15 protein-coding genes are annotated in these 17,571 nt (G+C 62.9%); 11 read left to right on the forward strand and 4 right to left on the reverse strand.

Annotated elements, in window-relative coordinates; all coding sequences use genetic code 11:
- Window positions 1–82 precede the first annotated feature (82 nt).
- The 7 genes from MJP36_RS10170 (at window position 83) to MJP36_RS10200 (ending at window position 9,289) form a co-directional block, all read left to right on the forward strand.
- Window positions 83–1,720 (forward strand): ABC transporter substrate-binding protein, encoded by a 1,638-nt coding sequence (locus MJP36_RS10170; RefSeq protein WP_244385294.1) that lies wholly within the window; start codon window positions 83–85, stop codon window positions 1,718–1,720.
- A 19-nt stretch (window positions 1,721–1,739) separates the two neighbouring features.
- On the forward strand, window positions 1,740–2,696 hold the full coding sequence (locus MJP36_RS10175; protein WP_244385295.1) for an ABC transporter permease: 957 nt from the start codon (window positions 1,740–1,742) through the stop codon (window positions 2,694–2,696).
- A complete protein-coding gene (locus tag MJP36_RS10180; RefSeq protein ID WP_060756190.1) occupies window positions 2,693–3,568 on the forward strand; it encodes an ABC transporter permease in 876 nt (291 codons plus the stop codon). The genes MJP36_RS10175 and MJP36_RS10180 overlap by 4 nt, the downstream gene beginning before the upstream one ends.
- Window position 3,569: 1 nt before the next feature.
- Entirely contained in the window at window positions 3,570–5,411 is a 1,842-nt protein-coding gene (locus MJP36_RS10185; RefSeq protein ID WP_244385296.1) for an ABC transporter ATP-binding protein, read from the forward strand.
- Window positions 5,412–5,454: 43 nt separating this feature from the next.
- Complete coding sequence (argE, locus tag MJP36_RS10190) at window positions 5,455–6,612, forward strand: acetylornithine deacetylase (RefSeq protein ID WP_244385297.1); 1,158 nt, start codon at window positions 5,455–5,457, stop codon at window positions 6,610–6,612.
- Window positions 6,613–6,729: 117 nt separating this feature from the next.
- Window positions 6,730–8,193, forward strand: a complete 1,464-nt coding sequence (locus MJP36_RS10195; protein WP_161549056.1) for an NAD-dependent succinate-semialdehyde dehydrogenase — start codon at window positions 6,730–6,732, stop codon at window positions 8,191–8,193.
- Window positions 8,194–8,203: 10 nt separating this feature from the next.
- Window positions 8,204–9,289: a tartrate dehydrogenase gene (locus tag MJP36_RS10200; RefSeq protein ID WP_161549057.1), complete on the forward strand. Its 1,086-nt coding sequence runs from the start codon at window positions 8,204–8,206 to the stop codon at window positions 9,287–9,289.
- Window positions 9,290–9,338: 49 nt separating this feature from the next.
- Here the strand turns inward: MJP36_RS10200 and MJP36_RS10205 are convergent, their stop codons facing one another.
- Entirely contained in the window at window positions 9,339–10,265 is a 927-nt protein-coding gene (locus tag MJP36_RS10205) for a 2-hydroxyacid dehydrogenase (protein WP_161549058.1), read from the reverse strand.
- 192 nt (window positions 10,266–10,457) lie between these two features.
- On the opposite strand from MJP36_RS10205, the gene gabT reads away from it, so the two are divergent.
- From gabT to MJP36_RS10220, 3 genes are all read left to right on the forward strand, one after another.
- Window positions 10,458–11,750 carry a 4-aminobutyrate--2-oxoglutarate transaminase gene (gabT, locus tag MJP36_RS10210; RefSeq protein WP_244385298.1) on the forward strand — a complete coding sequence of 431 codons (1,293 nt, stop codon included), beginning with the start codon at window positions 10,458–10,460 and terminating at the stop codon, window positions 11,748–11,750.
- A gap of 93 nt (window positions 11,751–11,843) precedes the next feature.
- Window positions 11,844–12,491 carry an HAD family hydrolase gene (locus tag MJP36_RS10215; protein WP_244385299.1) on the forward strand — a complete coding sequence of 216 codons (648 nt, stop codon included), beginning with the start codon at window positions 11,844–11,846 and terminating at the stop codon, window positions 12,489–12,491.
- 45 nt (window positions 12,492–12,536) lie between these two features.
- Window positions 12,537–13,025, forward strand: coding sequence for an Lrp/AsnC family transcriptional regulator (locus tag MJP36_RS10220; RefSeq protein ID WP_003230384.1), 489 nt, complete (start codon window positions 12,537–12,539; stop codon window positions 13,023–13,025).
- Window positions 13,026–13,074: 49 nt separating this feature from the next.
- Here the strand turns inward: MJP36_RS10220 and MJP36_RS10225 are convergent, their stop codons facing one another.
- Entirely contained in the window at window positions 13,075–14,268 is a 1,194-nt protein-coding gene (locus tag MJP36_RS10225; protein WP_161549061.1) for a benzoate/H(+) symporter BenE family transporter, read from the reverse strand.
- Window positions 14,269–14,502: 234 nt separating this feature from the next.
- Here MJP36_RS10225 and MJP36_RS10230 point away from each other — a divergent pair, with 234 nt between their 5' ends.
- The gene (locus MJP36_RS10230) at window positions 14,503–15,267 is read left to right on the forward strand and encodes a GntR family transcriptional regulator (protein WP_060756181.1); all 765 of its coding nucleotides are present in this window, start codon (window positions 14,503–14,505) and stop codon (window positions 15,265–15,267) included.
- Between the two features lie 56 nt (window positions 15,268–15,323).
- On the opposite strand, the gene guaD is transcribed toward MJP36_RS10230, so the two are convergent.
- Both guaD and xdhC read right to left on the reverse strand, forming a co-directional pair.
- Window positions 15,324–16,628, reverse strand: coding sequence for a guanine deaminase (gene guaD, locus MJP36_RS10235; RefSeq protein ID WP_244385300.1), 1,305 nt, complete (start codon window positions 16,626–16,628; stop codon window positions 15,324–15,326).
- 7 nt (window positions 16,629–16,635) lie between these two features.
- The gene (xdhC, locus tag MJP36_RS10240; RefSeq protein ID WP_104994496.1) at window positions 16,636–17,493 is read right to left on the reverse strand and encodes a xanthine dehydrogenase accessory protein XdhC; all 858 of its coding nucleotides are present in this window, start codon (window positions 17,491–17,493) and stop codon (window positions 16,636–16,638) included.
- Window positions 17,494–17,571: the final 78 nt, after the last annotated feature.

The raw sequence follows: 17,571 nt of genomic DNA on the forward strand, positions 1-17,571 counted from the left end.
CCTCACCGTCGTGTGTGTTTCCAGAACGCTCCGGATAACCGTGAGCACTCGAACCTTTTAATTTTCGACAGGTAGCCTTGCCATGACAGACAACAAGACCACGCCCTCGCTCATCTCCGGTGAAGAGAGCCTGCGGGTATTCGAAAGCCTCAATCGCGGCATGTCGCGGCGCAATGCCCTGCAAATGCTCGGCCTCGCCGGTGTAGCGGCGGCCGGTGCGGGCAGCTTGTTCGGTACGGCCGGCAAATTGTGGGCCGATGAAGCACCGGCCGAAGGCAAGGGCAAGCCGGGCGGCAAGATCCGCGTGGCCGGTATGTCCACGTCTACCGCCGACACCCTCGACCCGGCCAAGGGCGCGTTGTCTACCGACTATGCGCGCCAATACATGTTCTACAACGGCCTGACGCGCTTCGATAGCCACATGACCCCGCACCTGGAGCTGGCCGAACGCATCGACAATGTCGACGCCACGCTGTGGACCATCACGCTGCGCAAGGACGTGACCTTTCACAACGGCAAGCCGCTGACGTCCGCCGACGTGGTGTTCTCCCTGAGCCGGCATAAGGACCCGTTGACGGGTTCCAAAGTCATGGCGCTGGTGGAGCAGTTCACCGAGATCAAGGCCACTGGGCCGAATGAAGTGCAGATCCGCCTCAGCGCGCCCAACGCCGAGCTGCCGTCGATCCTCGCGGTGTCGCACCTCTTGATCGTTCCGGAGGGCACCACCGATTTCAACAAAGGCATCGGCACCGGGCCGTTCACCGTCGGCGAATTCAAGCCCGGTGTGCGTTCGATTGCCGTGCGTAACAAGAACTACTGGAAGCCGGGCCTGCCTTACCTCGATGAGATCGAGTTCATTGCCATCGCCGATGAGCCATCGCGGATCAACGCGCTGCTGTCGGGTGACGTGCACATGATCAACGAAGTCAACCCGCGTTCGACCACGCGCATCAGCGCCAGCCCCAAGCACCGGGTCGTCGATGCGCCGTCGGGCAACTACACCGACTTGATCATCCGTCAGGACCAGATGCCCGGCAAAAGCCCGGAATTCACCCAGGCCATGAAGCTGCTGCTGGACCGCGAACAGGTCAAGTCCGCCGTGTTCCGCGGCTATGCGGTTGTCGGCAACGACCACCCGATTTCGCCGGGCGCACGCTACTACAACAGCGACCTGCCGCAAACCGTATACGACCCGGAAAAGGCCAAGTTCCTGCTCAAGAAAGCCGGCATGGAGAGCATCACCATGCCGCTGGTGGCTTCGCCGGCCGCGACCGGTTCGGTGGACATCGCCGTGCTGTTGCAACAATCGGCCAAACAGGCCGGGCTCAAGCTTGACGTCAACCGCCTGCCCACCGATGGCTACTGGTCCAACCACTGGATGAAGCACCCGTTGAGTTTCGGCAACATCAACCCACGGCCGAACGCCGACGTGATGTTCTCGCAGTTCTTCCAGTCCAAGGCGCCCTGGAACGAGTCGGGCTGGCAGAACGATCAGTTCGACCAGTTGCTGTTGCTGGCCCGTGCCGAAACCGATGACACCAAGCGCACCCAGATGTACCACGACATGCAGGCACTGGTGCACGACCATTGCGGTATCGGGGTGCCCGTGTTCATCAGCAACATCGATGGCGTGGACAAGCGTGTGAAGGGCTACGTGGCCAATCCGCTCGGTGGTTTCATGGGCTACATGTTTGCCGAGCAAGTCTGGCTGGACGCTTAAGCACCGCGAGGGCAGGACGATGAATAGCACTACACTGTGGTTGATCGGGCGGCGCATCGGCGCCGGGGCCGTGACGTTGTTGATCGTGTCCATGGTCGTGTTCGCGATCACGGCGGTACTGCCGGGGGATGCAGCGCAACAGTCCCTGGGCCAGTTCGCCACCCCGGAACAGGTGGCGGCATTGCGCCTGAAACTGGGGCTCGACCAGCCCGGTGTGCTGCGCTACCTGCACTGGTTGATCAGCCTGCTCAGCGGTGACCTGGGCATGTCGACCTCCAGTGCCATGCCCGTCAGCGAACTGATGGGCGGCCGGGCGCCCAACACCTTGATGCTGGCGGGTGCCACGGCTTTGGTGTCGGTGCCGGTGGCCATGGTGCTGGGTATCGGTTCGGCCATGGCGCGGGGCGGGCGTATCGACAACATCCTGAGCTTTATCACCCTGGCCATGGTCGCGGTGCCGGAGTTTCTGGTGGCGACCCTGGCGGTGCTGATTTTTGCGGTGAACCTGGGGTGGCTGTCGTCGCTGTCTTATGCGAGTGATATCAGCTCCCCCTGGCAGTTCATGCGCACCTATGCCTTGCCGGTGATGACGCTGTGCTGCGTGATCGTCGCGCAAATGGCGCGCATGACCCGCGCGGCAGTGATCGATCAGCTCGACAGCCCTTATGTGGAAATGGCGCGTCTCAAAGGCGTCGGCCCGATTCGCATTGTGCTGCGCCATGCGCTGCCCAATGCGATCGGCCCGATTGCCAATGCCATCGCCCTGAGCCTCTCGTATCTGCTGGGCGGTGTGGTGATCGTCGAAACCATCTTCAACTATCCCGGCATCGCCAGCTTGATGGTCGATGCCGTGACCAACCGCGACATGGCGTTGGTGCAGGCGTGCAGCATGCTGTTCTGCGCGGCCTATCTGGGCCTGGTGTTGATCGCCGACCTGTGCGCCATCCTGTCCAATCCGAGGCTGAGAAACCAATGAATATGCTCATTGCGAAAGGCAAGCCTGCTTCCTCCGCCCTGGCGTTGGCCAAAGCGTCCAGCGGCCCGTCCTGGCTGGGGCTGCTGGGTGGCGTGGTGTGCCTGGCCTGGTTACTGCTGGCGCTGGTCGGCCCCTGGCTGGCGCCGCACCCGGTGGGCGAAGTGGTGTCTGATAACGTCTTCGACGGCTTCAGCCTGGCTCATCCGTTCGGCACCGACTACCTGGGCCGCGACATGCTCAGCCGCGTGATGGTCGGCGCCCGCTTCACCGTCGGCCTGGCGCTGGTGGCGGCGGTGCTGGCCAGTACCCTGGGCACCTTGTGTGCGCTGGTGTCGGTGGTGTCGCCCAAGTGGCTGGACGAAATCCTCAGTCGCATCATGGATGCCTTCATTTCCATCCCGAGCAAAATGTTCGCGCTGATCATGGTCTCGGCATTCGGCTCGTCGGTGACGCTGCTGATCTGCACGGCGGTGATCAGTTACATCCCCGGCTCGTTCCGCGTCGCGCGCAGCATGGCGGTGAATATCGAGACCCTGGAATACGTGCAGGTTGCGCGCACCCGCGGCGAGGGCCGGCTGTATGTGGCGTGCCGGGAGATTCTGCCGAACATGCTCAACCCGGTATTGACCGACCTGGGGCTGCGTTTCGGCTACATCGTGCTACTGCTTGCCGGCATGAGCTTCCTGGGCCTGGGCGTGCAGCCACCGGACGCCGACCTCGGCTCGCTGGTGCGCGAAAACATCGGCGGCCTCAGCCAGGGTGCGTTGGCTATCGTCATTCCGGCGCTGGCCATTGGCACCTTGACCATCGGCGTGAATCTGTTGATCGACTATCTGTCTTCCCGACGCAGTCGACGTGCGGGAGGCCATTGAAATGACTGAATTGATTAGTGTCGAAGACTTGCGTGTCGTCGCCTGTGGCGAGCACGGCGAAGTGGAAATCGTCAAAGGCGTGAGCTTCTCGCTGGAGCAGGGCCAGGTGCTGGCGTTGATCGGCGAGTCCGGCTCCGGCAAGACCACCATTGCCCTGTCGCTGCTCGGCTACGCGCGACGTGGGTGCCGGTTGTCCGGTGGGTTGGTGCGTGTCGGTGAGCACGACATGCTGGCCGCCAGCGAAAGCCAGTTGCAGAAGCTGCGCGGCAACCGCGTGTCGTATATCGCGCAGAGTGCGGCCGCCGCGTTCAACCCGGCGAAAAAGCTCATCGACCAGGTGGTAGAAGGCGCCCTGATCCACGGGCTGGGTAGCCGCGTCGAGTTGGAGGCCAAGGCGATCGGTCTGTTCCGTGACCTGGCCTTGCCCAACCCGGAGCGCATCGGCCAACGCTACCCGCACCAGGTCTCCGGCGGGCAGTTGCAACGGGTGATGGCGGCGATGGCGCTGATCAGCGACCCCTTGCTGGTGGTGCTCGACGAGCCGACTACGGCGCTGGATGTGACCACGCAGATCGACGTGCTGCGGGCGTTCAAGCGCGTGGTACGCGAACGCGGCGCGACGGCGGTGTATGTGTCCCATGACCTGGCGGTCGTGGCGCAAATGGCTGACCGTATCGTGGTGCTCAACAATGGCCAGATTCTCGAACAGAGCGCCACCGCGCCGCTGCTCGAAGCCCCGGCGCATGACTACACGCGCAGCCTGCTGGCGGCCGCGCAGCCGGACGCGACGATCCGTCCGCCGTCCGGCATCGCCGAAGACACGCCACTGCTGACCATCAGCGGCCTGACGGCCGGCTACGGCAACAAAAATGCGCAGGGCCTGCCGCTGATCCGTGTGCTCGAAGGCATCGACCTCACCGTGCGCAGGGGCCAGGCGATTGGCGTGATCGGCGAATCCGGCTCGGGTAAGTCGACCCTGGCGCGGGTGGTCGCGGGGTTGTTGCCGCCCGCCCTGGGTGGCCTCACGTTCGACGGCCAGCCGCTCGGAGGCTGCCTTTCCGAGCGCACGCCGGAACAGTTCCGACGCATCCAGATGGTGTTCCAGAACGCCGACACCGCGCTCAACCCGATGCACAGCGTGGAGGCCATCATCGGCCGGCCGTTGAAAATGTACTTCGGCCTCAAGGGCAAGGCGTTGCGCGAGCGCACCGAGCAATTGCTTGATCTGGTGCGCCTGCCACGCACTTTGGCCGGCCGGCGCCCCAGCGAGTTGTCCGGTGGGCAGAAGCAGCGGGTCAACCTGGCCCGGGCGCTGGCCGCCGAGCCGGACCTGATCCTGTGCGATGAAGTCACCTCGGCCCTGGATACCGTGGTGGGGGCGGCGATCCTGGAACTGTTGCGCGACCTGCGCCAGGAACTGGGTGTGTCCTACCTGTTTATCAGCCACGACATCTCCACCGTGCGCGCGCTGTGCGATGACATTGTGGTGATGTACAGCGGTCAGAAAGTCCAGGCCGGCAGCCGCCAGACGTTTGCCGAGCCACCGTTCCATCCCTACACCGACCTGTTGATTCACTCGGTGCCGGAATTGCGCCAGGGCTGGCTGGAAACGTGCGGCGCGACCAGCGGCACGTTGCCGCCGGTGGGTGCAAACGCCGGCGGGCCGCAACTATGCAGCTTCCTCAATCGCTGCCCGATGCGCGTCGACGGCCTGTGCAACAGCGTGCCGCCCAGCCGGCGCGTCTTGGACAATGGCAGTGAAATTCTCTGCCACCATGACGCTGCCCAGTTGCTCAAGACCCAGCAAGGCCGGGTGATTGAAACCTCGGGAGCCTGCGCATGAGTCGGCACCTTGCCCTTTTTGCCCAGCAACGGAGCCAGGTCTGATGAAACCTCGCGTACTGGATATCCTGAAAAAACTGCTGGCGTTCGACACCGTTTCATCGGAGTCGAACATGGCTTTGATCGAGTATGTGCGCGACCTGCTGCTGACTCGCGGCATCGAGTCGCTGATCGTCAAGGACCCCAGCGGGCGCAAGGCCAATCTGTTCGCCAGCACCGGCCCCGAGGGCCAGCCTGGCGTGTTGCTCTCCGGGCACACCGACGTGGTACCGGCGGCAGGGCAGGCCTGGACCTTTCCGGCGTTCGCCGCCACCGTCCAGGACGGGCGGATCTATGGGCGTGGCAGTTGCGACATGAAGGGCTTTATCGCCCTGGCCATTGACGCGATGCTCGAGGCGGCCGATCACCCGTTGAGTCGCCCGTTGCAACTGGCCCTGTCCCATGATGAAGAGATTGGCTGCGTCGGCGTGCGACGTTTGCTGGATGTGCTGCATCTGGCGCCGGTACGGCCGTTTCTGTGCGTGGTGGGCGAGCCGACCAACATGCAATTTGTGCTGGGCCACAAGGGCAAGGGTTCCTACCGCACCTATTGCCGTGGCCTGGAGGCGCACTCGTCGCTGGCGCCGCGTTCGGTGAACGCCATCCATGTGGCTTGCGACTTTATCGCCGCGCTGCGTGAGAGCCAGCAGCAGTTGCAGCACCATGGCGCCCAGGACACCGATTACGACGTGCCCTACAGCACCGTGCATGTCGGGCAGATTGTCGGGGGCAAGGCGCTGAATATCGTGCCGAACCTGTGCACCCTGGATTTCGAGGTGCGCAACTTGCCGGCCGACGACCTCGAGCACTTCCTGGAGCAACTGCGCGAGCGGGCCGAAGTGATCGTGCAGGAGGCGAAGAAACTGTCGAGCGTCGCGGCTATCGAGATCGAGACCCTCAACGTCTACCCGGGCCTGGATACCCATCCCAGCGTCGAAGCGGTGCGCTTTCTCAAACAGTTTGCCGCGCCGGACACGGGCACTGCCAAGGTGTCTTTCGGCACCGAAGGCGGCCTGTTCAAGCAGCGCCTGGATGTTCCGGTGGTGGTGTGCGGGCCGGGCTCGATCGAACAGGCGCACAAGCCCGATGAGTTTATCGAGATCAGCCAGATGGAGGCTGGAGAGGTGTTCCTGCACGGCCTGCTCGGTTCATTGAAGGCCTAGCAGAGCCTGCCGTCCTGGGCGCAATTTCAGCAGGCCACGCTGCCCACGCGACGCTTTCGGCATCCTTGTTCGTGGCACCTCCCTAGACTGGAGCGTGTCTCGAACCAGGACCCGACCATGCTCACTACTCGCCTGCAAGACCCCAGCCTCCTTACTGAACTCGCCTATGTCGATGGCCAATGGATCGCCGCCGACAGCGGCGCCACTCTGGACGTCCTCGACCCTGCCACCGGCCAGGTGCTCGCCAGGGTACCGGCCATGGATGCGGTCGACACCCGCCGCGCCATCGAAGCCGCCGAGCGTGCCTGGCCCGCCTGGCGTGCACGCCCGGCCGCCGAACGCGCCGCGCTGCTGGAGCGCTGGTACCAGGCCATGCTCGATAACCTCGATGACCTGGCGCTGATCATGACTCGCGAGCAGGGCAAGCCGCTCAATGAAGCCAAGGGCGAGATCCGCTACGGCGCAGGCTTCGTCAAGTGGTTCGCCGAAGAGGCGCGCAGGATCTATGGCGAAACCATGCCGGCACCCAGCGGCGACCGGCGTTTGCTGACGCTCAAGCAGCCGGTGGGCGTGTGTGCCGCTATCACGCCGTGGAATTTCCCCAATGCGATGATCACCCGTAAGTGCGCGCCGGCCTTGGCCGCCGGCTGCCCGATCATCGTCAAGCCATCGGACCTCACCCCGTTGTCGGCCCTGGCCCTGGCGGTACTGGCCGAGCGCGTCGGCATCCCGGCCGGCGTGTTCAACGTGATCACCGGGCTGCCTGCCGGTATTGGCACGGAACTGACCGGCAACCCGAGCGTGCGCAAGATTTCCTTCACGGGTTCCACCGCCGTCGGCCGCCTGCTGATGCGCCAAAGCGCCGAGCACATCAAGCGGTTGAGCCTGGAACTGGGCGGCAATGCGCCGTTTGTGGTGTTCGACGATGCCGACCTCGAGCAGGCGGTCGCGGGGGTCATGCTCAGCAAGTTTCGTAATGCCGGGCAAACCTGTGTGTGCGCCAATCGCATCCTGGTGCAGGACGGTATTTACGAGCGCTTCGCCGCGCGCCTGGTGCAAGAGGTGAACAAACTCAAGGTCGGCCACGGCCTGGAGGAGGGCGTGAGCATTGGCCCGTTGATCAACCCGGCGGCGGTCACCAAAGTGACGCGGCATATCGAGGATGCGTTGAGCCAGGGCGCGACGTTGTTGTGCGGCGCAATCCCGACTGACGATAGCCCCTTCGTGCAGCCCACGGTGCTGGGCGACGCTCACGCCGGAATGCTGCTGGCCAACGAAGAAACGTTCGGCCCGGTGGCGCCGCTGATGCGCTTTACCCACGAGGCACAGGCACTGGCCCTGGCCAACGCCACTCCGTACGGCCTGGGCGCCTACTATTTCACCCAGAACCTGGCGCGCTCGTGGCGCTTTGGGGAGGCCCTCGAGTTCGGCATGGTGGGCCTCAATACCGGGATTATCTCGATGGAAGTCGCGCCGTTCGGCGGCATCAAGCAATCGGGGCTGGGGCGCGAAGGCAGCAAGTACGGGCTGGACGAGTACCTTGAAGTCAAAGCTTTTCACATTGGCGGGTTGAACGAGTGAGGCAGGATCCATGAGCAAGGCATTCAGAATCGCCGCCATTGCCGGCGACGGCATCGGCAAGGAAGTGTTGCCCGAAGGGCTGCGGGTAGTGGAGCAGGCCGCCAGGGTTTGGGACCTGAACCTGAGCATCGAAGTGTTCGACTGGGCCCACTGTGATTACTACCTGCAACACGGGCAGATGATGCCCGACGACTGGTTCGAGCAGCTCAAGGATTTCGACGCCATTTACTTCGGCGCCGTGGGCTGGCCGGCCAAGGTCGCGGATCACATTTCGCTGTGGGGCTCGCTGCTCAAGTTCCGCCGCGACTTCGACCAGTACGTGAATATCCGCCCGGTCCGGCTGTTTCCTGGCGTGCCATGCCCACTGGCCGGGCGTGAGCCGGGTGATATCGATTTCGTGGTCATCCGTGAAAACACCGAGGGTGAATACTCATCGGTGGGTGGCAAGATGTTCGAAGGCACCGAACATGAGTTCGTGTTGCAGGAGTCGGTATTCACCCGGCGCGGCGTCGATCGCATCCTCAAGTTCGCTTTCGATCTGGCCCAGAGCCGGCCGCGCAAGAAGCTCACGGCGGCGACCAAGTCCAATGGCATCTCCATCAGCATGCCTTACTGGGATGAACGTACCGCGCTGATGGCGGCTGACTACCCAGAGGTGACGTGGGACAAACAGCACATCGACATCCTGTGCGCACGCTTCGTGCTGCAGCCGGATCGTTTCGACGTGGTCGTGGCGTCCAACCTGTTTGGCGACATTTTGTCGGACCTGGGGCCGGCGTGTGCAGGCACTATCGGTATTGCACCGTCGGCCAACCTCGATCCCGAGCGCCGCTTTCCTTCGCTGTTCGAACCGGTGCACGGCTCGGCGCCGGACATCTACGGGCAGAACATCGCCAACCCGATTGCGATGATCTGGTCGGGGGCGCTGATGCTGGATTTCCTCGGCAATGGCGATGCGCGCTATCGGGCGGCCCATGACGCCATCCTGCAGGCGATCGAAGCGGTGATTGCCGAGGGGTTGATCACGCCAGACCTGGGCGGCAAGGCATCGACCCAGGAAGTGGGCGCGGCGATTACCCAGAGGCTGGTGCGCTGACGACGCCCGGGGCCCCTATCCGTTGCCGTGGTAACGGATAGGGGGGCAATCAATAACCTTTGCTGCGATCCACCTCACCCAGCATCGGCTCGCCACGCTGATGCCGCCGAATATTCTCCAATAACACCGCAAACGCGCTGTCCGGTTGGGTCATCGCGGCAATATGGGGCGTGAGCAGGATCTGTGGGTGGCCCCAGAACGGATGGTCCGCCGGCGCCGGTTCCTCTTGCACTACATCCAGTACTGCGCCGCTGAGTTGCCCGCTGGCCAGGGCTTGCAGCAAATCCTCTTCCACCAGGTGCCCGCCACGCCCCATGTTGATCAGCGCTGCGCCCTTGGGCAGTTGGGCGAACAGGCGCCGATTGAGAATGCCTTGGGTCTGCTCGGTCAGCGGCAGCACGCACAGCAGGATATCGCACTGGTTGAGGAACGCCGGCAATTGCGCTTCACCGGCAAAACAGTCCACACCCGGCAACTGATGAGGGCTGCGTGCCCAGCCCGACAAGGCAAACCCCAACGGCGCCAGCGTCGCGAGGATCTGCTGGGCCTGGGCGCCCAGGCCCATCACACCGACGCGGCGGTTCGCCGCCGGTTGCAACAGGTGCGCCTGCCAGCAGCGCGCCAGCTGTTGCTGGCGGTAGCGCAGCATGTCGCGGTGCAGGCTGAGCACGGCCCAACTGGCGTATTCGCACATGCCGCGGGTGATGCCGGGGTCGAGCAAGCGCACCACGGGCAGCTGCGCCGGCAAACGCGCGAGGTCGAGTTGATCCACCCCGGCCGATACCGCAAACAGCACTTTCAGATTGGGCAGCAGTTGCTCGAGATCGTCGGGTGCCAGCCAGGCGGCCAGGTAGTCGATCTCGGCGGGGTCGCCGATGTCGGGCCAGGCGCGCCATTCGATGTCCGGTGCATGCTCGGCAAACAGTGCCTGCCAGCGCTCGCCGCGTACCGGGTCGGATTTGTAAAGCAGAGCCATGGGCATCTCCGCAGGGTTGAAAGTAGCCCTCATCATCCTCCAGGCACGGCGCAGGATCTGTTGAAACACAGGGGCAAAACAGTTGATCCGAATTTCTCACGGGGCAAGTTCGGTGCAGTTCGTTTCCGCCAGGTCGTACTCTGAGTGGCATCGCAACCGTCTCAGGTTGCCGGTCTCACAATGGGAAATGCCATGAACAGCAGAGTCGACGAAACCCCACATTTGCTCCGCCAGCGCGATCAATTCGTACCTCGCGGTCTGATCACCGCGCATCCGCTGGTGATCGATCGCGCCCAGGGCGCCGAGTTGTGGGACGTGGAAGGCAAGCGCTATCTGGACTTCGTCGGCGGTATCGGCGTGTTGAACATCGGCCATAACCATCCGCAAGTGGTGGCGGCTGTGCATGCCCAGTTGCAGAAAGTCTCCCACGCCTGCTTCCAGGTGGTGGCGTACCAGCCTTATCTCGACCTGGCCCAGCGCCTGTGTGAACTGGTCGGTGGGGAGGACGATTACAAGGCGGCGTTTTTCACCTCCGGCGCCGAGGCGGTGGAGAATGCGGTGAAGATCGCTCGCGCCCATACCAATCGTTCGGCGGTCATCGCCTTCCGCGGCGGTTTCCATGGCCGTACGTTGCTGGGGACCACGCTCACCGGCATGAGCCAGCCGTACAAACAGAACTTCGGGCCATTTGCGCCGGAGGTTTTCCATACCCCTTATCCCAATGCTTATCGCGGCGTGACCAGTGCACTGGCGCTCCAGGCGCTGGATGAATTGCTGGCCACCCAGGTTGCCCCGGAGCGCGTGGCGGCGATCATCATCGAACCGGTGCAGGGCGATGGCGGCTTCCTCACGGCGCCGGCCGAGTTTCTCCAGGCCTTGCGTGCGTTGGCCGACAAGCACGGCATTGTGCTGATCCTGGATGAGATCCAGACCGGTTTCGGCCGCACCGGCACCTGGTTTGGTTTCCAGCACGCCGGGATCCAGCCTGACCTGGTGACCGTGGCCAAAAGCCTGGCCGGCGGTTTGCCGTTGTCCGGCGTGGTGGGCAAGGCCCACATCATGGATGCACCGTTGCCCGGTGGCCTGGGCGGCACCTACGGCGGCAACGCCTTGGCGTGCGCGGCGGCGCTGGCGGTGATCACGGCGTTCGAACAGGAGCAATTACTGGCGCGCAGCCAAGTGCTGGGCGAGCGCCTGCGCCAGGGCCTGCTGGGCTTGCAGGCGCGCTACCCGCGGATTGGTGATGTGCGCGGCACCGGTTTTATGCTGGCGATCGAGCTGATCAAAGAGGATTCGGCGCGCACCCCGGATGCCGAGCTGAATCAACGGGTGATCGATGAAGCCCGCGCCGGTGGTTTGTTGGTGATCAAATGCGGCGTGCACCGCAACGTGCTGCGCTTCCTCGCGCCGCTGGTGGCGACCGAGGCACAGGTCGACGAGGCCGTGCAGATTCTCGATGCGGCCTTGGCACGGGTCTTGAACTGAGCCAGGGCCCGCCTCGGGACCTGATGGCGGCACCGTCCGTGAACCGTTATGGCGCACGGACGACCACACTGCATCATTGGAGGCTTGAACCGCATGGGACTGACCGATTACCGCGCGTTGCTGATCGATTGTGATGGCGTCCTGGTGGATCGCGACTCGGGCGTGCTGGCGGCGTTGCAGCCGCTGCTCGACAGCCGGGGTGGCAAGCCGCCGCCTCGGGAAGAGGTACTGGCCGAGTTCCACACGGTGATCACGGGCCTGTACCCACGTTTTGCCGAGCTTGGCGTCAGCGGCATGTTGTGTTTCGCCCATCGGCAGCTGGCTGAGCGTTGGGGGCTGGCGGCCAATTGGGAGGAGGGGATGAGCTTTGCTCGTTCGGCAGGCAACTGGTCGCTGTTCGAAGATGCGCCCGGGGCAATGCTGTACTTGCGCAAGTTCTATCGCCTGCTGGTGCGTGGCGACCGCAATTTCGAAGACCGTGGGCTGTTGTGCGAGCGCCTGGGTATAGAAACCGACGATTTCATCTCACTGGTCGATGCCCAGCAATGGCTTGACCAGCAAGGCCCGCAGGTCCAGCCTGTATTGCATGTGACCCGACCTTCAGTGGACGCCGACCTGGCACTGGATCGCTGCCTGATCGGCCGTCAGCGGGCTCGACAGCCCGTGCCGTGCGCGGCCGACTATTGCATCAACAGCATGGCTGACTTGGTGGCTCAGCATCAGTTGTCGTTACGGCGCTGATCTTGCTAGAAGATTGTCTTACAAACGGCAGTCAAGAGGTACGCAATGGAAGGGCTCGTCAAGCTGGACCGGATCGACATCAGTATTCTGGTGGAATTGCAAAAAGACGGCCGGATGACCAACGTCAGCCTGGCCGATGCCGTGGGGTTGTCTGCAAGCCCGTGCCTGCAAAGGGTCAAGCGGTTGGAGTCAGCCGGGTATATCTCCAGCTACAAGGCGCATTTGAACCTGGCCAAGATCACCGATTCGGTCACGGTATTCACCGAAATCACCCTCAGCGACCACAAGCGTGAAGATTTCGCCAAATTCGAATCCAACATCCGCCTGGTGGACGAAGTGCTCGAATGCCACTTGATCAGTGGCGGCTACGACTATCTGGTGCGCTTCATGACCCGCAGCATCCAGCACTATCAGGAAGTGGTGGAGGGCTTGCTGGACAAGAACATCGGCATCTCCAAGTACTTCAGCTACATCGTGATCAAGTCACCGGTGTTGAAGGACGGTGTGCCGTTGCGCAAGCTTCTGCGCCACTGACACCGTCCCGCGCAAGACATGGCCGGCGTGCTTGAAGCCGTCCATGCCCTCAAGTGCGTGTGCGCCAGTTCAGAATCAGCAGCGTCAATACCCCTGCCACAATCCCCCAGAACGCCGAACCGATGGAAAACAAGGTAAAGCCTGACGCGGTGACCATAAAGGTGATCAGCGCCGCTTCGCGTTCCTTCGGTTCATTCATGGCGATACTCAGGCCATTGATAATCGAGCCAAACAACGCCAAGGCGGCAATCGACAGCACCAACTCCTTGGGCAAGGCCGCAAACAGCGCCGCCAACGTGGCGCCGAATACGCCCGCTATGCCATAGAACACACCGCACCAGACCGCAGCGGTATAGCGCTTGTTGCGGTCTTCATGGGCGTGGGGGCCCGTGCAGATCGCCGCGCTGATCGCCGCCAGGTTGATGCCGTGGGAGCCGAAGGGCGCCAGCACCAGCGAGGCCAGGCCGGTGGCAGTGATCAGCGGCGAGGCGGGCACGTTGTAGCCGTCGGCTCGCAACACGGCAACGCCGGGCATATTTTGCGAAGTCATCGCCACCACGAACAGCGGGATACCGATGCTGATGGTCGCCGCCAGCGAGAAGTGCGGCGTGGTCCATACCGGTGCCGCCACCTCCAGATGAAAACCGCTGAAGTCCAGCAGGCCCATCAACCCCGACAGCAGCGTGCCGATGATCAGCGCGGCCAGCACCGCATAGCGCGGTGACAGGCGCTTGATGATCAGATAAGTGAAAAACATCCCCAGTACCAGGCCGGTGCGATGCTGTGCGGCGACAAAAATCTCGCTGCCGATCTTGAACAGAATCCCGGCCAGCAATGCCGCCGCCAACGATGCGGGAATGCGTTTGACCAGCTTTTCAAAGCTGCCGGTCATCCCGCAGATCGTCACCAGCACGGCGCACGTGATGAAGGCGCCGATGGCCTCGCCGTAACTCACGCCACCCAGGCTTGTAATCAACAGCGCCGCGCCGGGTGTGGACCAGGCGATGGTGATCGGTGTGCGGTAGCGCAGCGACAGGCCAATGCTGCACACCGCCATGCCGATGGAGATCGCCCAGATCCACGAAGAAATTTGTGCGCTGGTCAGACCGGCGGCTTGTCCGGCCTGGAACATCAGCACCAGGGAGCTGGTGTAGCCGGTCATCATGGCGATAAAGCCGGCGACGACGGCGGACGCGGAAGTGTCGGCCAGCGGGCGCAAAGGCGCGTGGGTGGCGTTGGACATGTGGGGGGTGTTCCTTTTACCGGAGAAATAGCGGATTCAAGCCTAAACTCAAACGTGACAAGGCATTGCAATACAGCCGACACCGCAAACAGCCGTACAGTGTGTTGGCGTACTGGGTTGTGTACAATGTGCGTTGTTTTTAGGTGATACTTGCCAGCGACCCGTTGTTGCCGTATTACCCTGAAGCTGCCGTATCACCGTTAATTCGCCGCCGTTCTCCAAACCCGAGTGCCCATGAACGAACAGTTGCAACCTCTCAAGAAACAACCGCGTGCCGGCAAGGCCGGTCGCAGCGGAACCCAGGACGATATCGTCTACGCGCATATCTTCGAGGCGATCCTCGAACAGCGCCTGGCGCCCGGAACCAAATTGAGTGAAGAAGCACTGGGCGAGATCTTCGGCGTGAGCCGCACCATCATTCGTCGTGCACTTTCGCGCCTGGCCCATGAAGGCGTGGTGCTGTTGCGGCCCAATCGCGGTGCGGTGGTGGCCAGCCCGAGTGTGGAAGAGGCGCGCCAGGTATTCCTGGCCCGGCGTCTGGTGGAACGCGCGATCACCGAGTTGGCGGTGCAGCACGCCACTGCCGATCAGTTGGCCGAGTTGCGTCAGATGGTCAATGACGAGCGCGACAGTTTCTCGCGTGGCGACCGTGGCGCGGGCATCCGCCTCTCCGGTGAATTCCATCTGAAGCTGGCCGAAGCGGCGAAGAATGCGCCGCTGATCAGCTTCCAGCGCAGCCTGGTGTCCCAGACCTCATTGATCATCGCCCAGTACGAAAGCGGCAACCGCTCGCACTGTTCCTATGATGAGCACACCCAGCTGATCGATGCGATCGAAGCGCGCGACGCGACGCTGGCGGTGAACCTGATGATGCACCACATGGATCACATCGACAGCAAGCTCAACCTCGATGAAGAGAGTGCATCGGATGACCTGCATGCGGTGTTCTCGCATCTGCTGCAGACCAAGAAGCCGGGGCGCTCGTCCATAAAGTTGTAAACCCAATCAAATGTGGGAGGGGGCCCCTCCCACACTGTTGTGGGGTGTTGGTTGAGTCAGCGTTGGTGCACCAATTGGCCGGCTGCATACGTCTGCAACACCGTGCGGTCATCCCCCAGCGTCATCAACACAAACAACGTCTCGGCAATGTTATTGGCCTGCTTCAGGCGATAGCTCAGTAGTGGCGTGGCGTTGTAGTCCAGTACCAGGAAGTCCGCATCGGTGCCCGGTTGCAAGGTGCCGATCTTGTCTTCCAGGCGCAGTGCGCGCGCGCCGCCCAGGGTCGCAAGGTACAGCGACTTGAACGGGCTCAACCGCGCCCCCTGCAGTTGCATGACCTTGTAGGCTTCGTTCAAGGTTTGCAGGAGTGAGAAGCTGGTGCCGCCGCCGACGTCCGTGCCCAGCCCCACATTCAACTTGTGTTTCTCGGCCATCGGCAGGTTGAACAAGCCGCTGCCGAGGAAGAAGTTCGACGTCGGGCAGAACGCCACCGCCGAGCCGGTCTCGGCCAACCGTGCGCACTCTTCATCGCACAGATGCACGCCATGGGCGAACACCGAACGCTCACCCAGCAGCTTGTAGTGGTCGTACACGTCCAGGTAGCCGTTGCGCTCCGGGAACAGCGCTTTCACCCATTCGACTTCCTGCTTGTTCTCACTGATGTGAGTCTGCATGTACAGGTCCGGGTATTCGCCGAGCAGTTGGCCGGCCAGCGCCAATTGTTCCGGTGTGCTGGTCGGCGCGAAGCGCGGCGTGACGGCATAGTGCAGGCGGCCTTTGCCATGCCAGCGTTCGATCAACGCCTTGCTTTCCTGGTAGCCGGATTCGGCGGTGTCGGTGAGGTAGTCCGGCGCATTGCGGTCCATCATCACTTTGCCGGCGATCATGCGCAGGTCGAGCTTTTCCGCTGCTTCAAAGAACGCATTCACCGACTGCGGGTGCACGCTGCCGAACACCAATGCGGTGGTGGTGCCGTTGCGCAGCAGTTCCTTGATGAAAATATCGGCGACTTCCTCGGCGTGCGCCTTGTCGGCGAACTGGCTTTCGCACGGGAAGGTGTAGGTGTTGAGCCAGTCCAGCAACTGCTCGCCATAGGCGCCGACCATGCCGGTCTGCGGCAAGTGGATATGGGTGTCGATCAGGCCGGGAGTGATCAGCGCATCCTGGTAATGGGTGATGTCGATATCGGCGGGCAGGGTCGGCAGCAGGTCGCCGGCATGGCCGACCGCGCTGATCTTGCCGTTTTCGATCACCAGCAGGCCGTCTTCGAAATACTCATAGGAGGCTTCGATCCCGACTTCAGCGGGGTCGGCGATGCTGTGCAGGAGGGCGGCACGGTAGGCTTTGCGAGTCAAAGGCATGGTCATCTCAATGCTTGGCAAAAGGAGTCGAAGCTTGGCTGCGACGGGACGCCGGCAGCAGCTTGGCAATGGGTTCGGCGCTCGCGGTGTGCTGGCCGAAATGGGCGTTATAGGTGGCGATGATTTCACCGGCGATGGAGATGGCGATCTCTGCCGGCAGCTTGCCCTTGACCTCGGTGAGGCCCATGGGGCAGCGCATGCGTTGCAGTTGTGCGGTGTCGAAGCCGCGATCACGCAGGCGGTGTTCGAACTTGACGCGTTTGGTCTTCGAACCGATCAGGCCGAAATACGCAAAATCATTGCGCTTGAGCAGGGCGGCGGTCAGTTCCAGGTCCAGCGCATGGTTATGTGTCATGACGATGCAGTAACTACCCACCGGCAGGTCGGCAATTTCGTCCACCGGCTCTTCGCTGACGATTTTACGCACGCCCTGGGGGATGTGCTGCGGAAACTCCTGATCACGCGAATCGATCCAGCGCACCCGGCACGGCAGGCTCGCCAGCAACGGCACCAGCGCACGGCCGACATGGCCGGCGCCGAACACCGCGATCTGCGCCTGCACCTGGCCCATGGGTTCGAACAGCAGCACCGTCACGCCGCCGCAGCACTGGCCCAGGCTTGCGCCCAGGCTGAAGCGTTCCAGATGAGTGTTCTGCTGACCCCGCACGAGCATGTCGCGGGCGATCTGCATGGCCTTGTATTCCAGGTGCCCGCCGCCGATGGTGTCGAAGCTTTGCGCGGCGCTGATCACCATCTTGGAGCCGGCATTGCGCGGCGTAGAGCCGAGCTCTTCGATGATGGTCACCAGCACGCAGGGTTCACCCTGGTTCTGCAGGTCGGCGAGGGCGCTGATCCAGTTGTTCATAGTCACCTCCAGTCAGATCGTTCCCACGCTCTGCGTGGGAATGCATACCGTGACGCTCGGCGTCACAAGAGCGGACGC

This window comes from Pseudomonas palleroniana (genome assembly GCF_022836895.1).
In the GTDB taxonomy this organism is placed as follows: domain Bacteria; phylum Pseudomonadota; class Gammaproteobacteria; order Pseudomonadales; family Pseudomonadaceae; genus Aquipseudomonas; species Aquipseudomonas palleroniana.

Excerpts from the sequence above, each read along its gene's own strand:
- MJP36_RS10225 (WP_161549061.1), bottom strand. The coding sequence starts at position 14,268 with ATGTCCAACGCCACCCACGCGCCTTTGCGCCCGCTGGCCGACACTTCC.
- argE (WP_244385297.1), top strand. The coding sequence starts at position 5,455 with ATGAAACCTCGCGTACTGGATATCCTGAAAAAACTGCTGGCGTTCGAC.
- MJP36_RS10230 (WP_060756181.1), top strand. The coding sequence starts at position 14,503 with ATGAACGAACAGTTGCAACCTCTCAAGAAACAACCGCGTGCCGGCAAG.
- gabT (WP_244385298.1), top strand. The coding sequence starts at position 10,458 with ATGAACAGCAGAGTCGACGAAACCCCACATTTGCTCCGCCAGCGCGAT.
- xdhC (WP_104994496.1), bottom strand. The coding sequence starts at position 17,493 with ATGAACAACTGGATCAGCGCCCTCGCCGACCTGCAGAACCAGGGTGAA.
- MJP36_RS10205 (WP_161549058.1), bottom strand. The coding sequence starts at position 10,265 with ATGGCTCTGCTTTACAAATCCGACCCGGTACGCGGCGAGCGCTGGCAG.
- MJP36_RS10175 (WP_244385295.1), top strand. The coding sequence starts at position 1,740 with ATGAATAGCACTACACTGTGGTTGATCGGGCGGCGCATCGGCGCCGGG.
- MJP36_RS10200 (WP_161549057.1), top strand. The coding sequence starts at position 8,204 with ATGAGCAAGGCATTCAGAATCGCCGCCATTGCCGGCGACGGCATCGGC.
- MJP36_RS10220 (WP_003230384.1), top strand. The coding sequence starts at position 12,537 with ATGGAAGGGCTCGTCAAGCTGGACCGGATCGACATCAGTATTCTGGTG.
- MJP36_RS10215 (WP_244385299.1), top strand. The coding sequence starts at position 11,844 with ATGGGACTGACCGATTACCGCGCGTTGCTGATCGATTGTGATGGCGTC.
- MJP36_RS10170 (WP_244385294.1), top strand. The coding sequence starts at position 83 with ATGACAGACAACAAGACCACGCCCTCGCTCATCTCCGGTGAAGAGAGC.
- guaD (WP_244385300.1), bottom strand. The coding sequence starts at position 16,628 with ATGCCTTTGACTCGCAAAGCCTACCGTGCCGCCCTCCTGCACAGCATC.
- MJP36_RS10180 (WP_060756190.1), top strand. The coding sequence starts at position 2,693 with ATGAATATGCTCATTGCGAAAGGCAAGCCTGCTTCCTCCGCCCTGGCG.
- MJP36_RS10195 (WP_161549056.1), top strand. The coding sequence starts at position 6,730 with ATGCTCACTACTCGCCTGCAAGACCCCAGCCTCCTTACTGAACTCGCC.
- MJP36_RS10185 (WP_244385296.1), top strand. The coding sequence starts at position 3,570 with ATGACTGAATTGATTAGTGTCGAAGACTTGCGTGTCGTCGCCTGTGGC.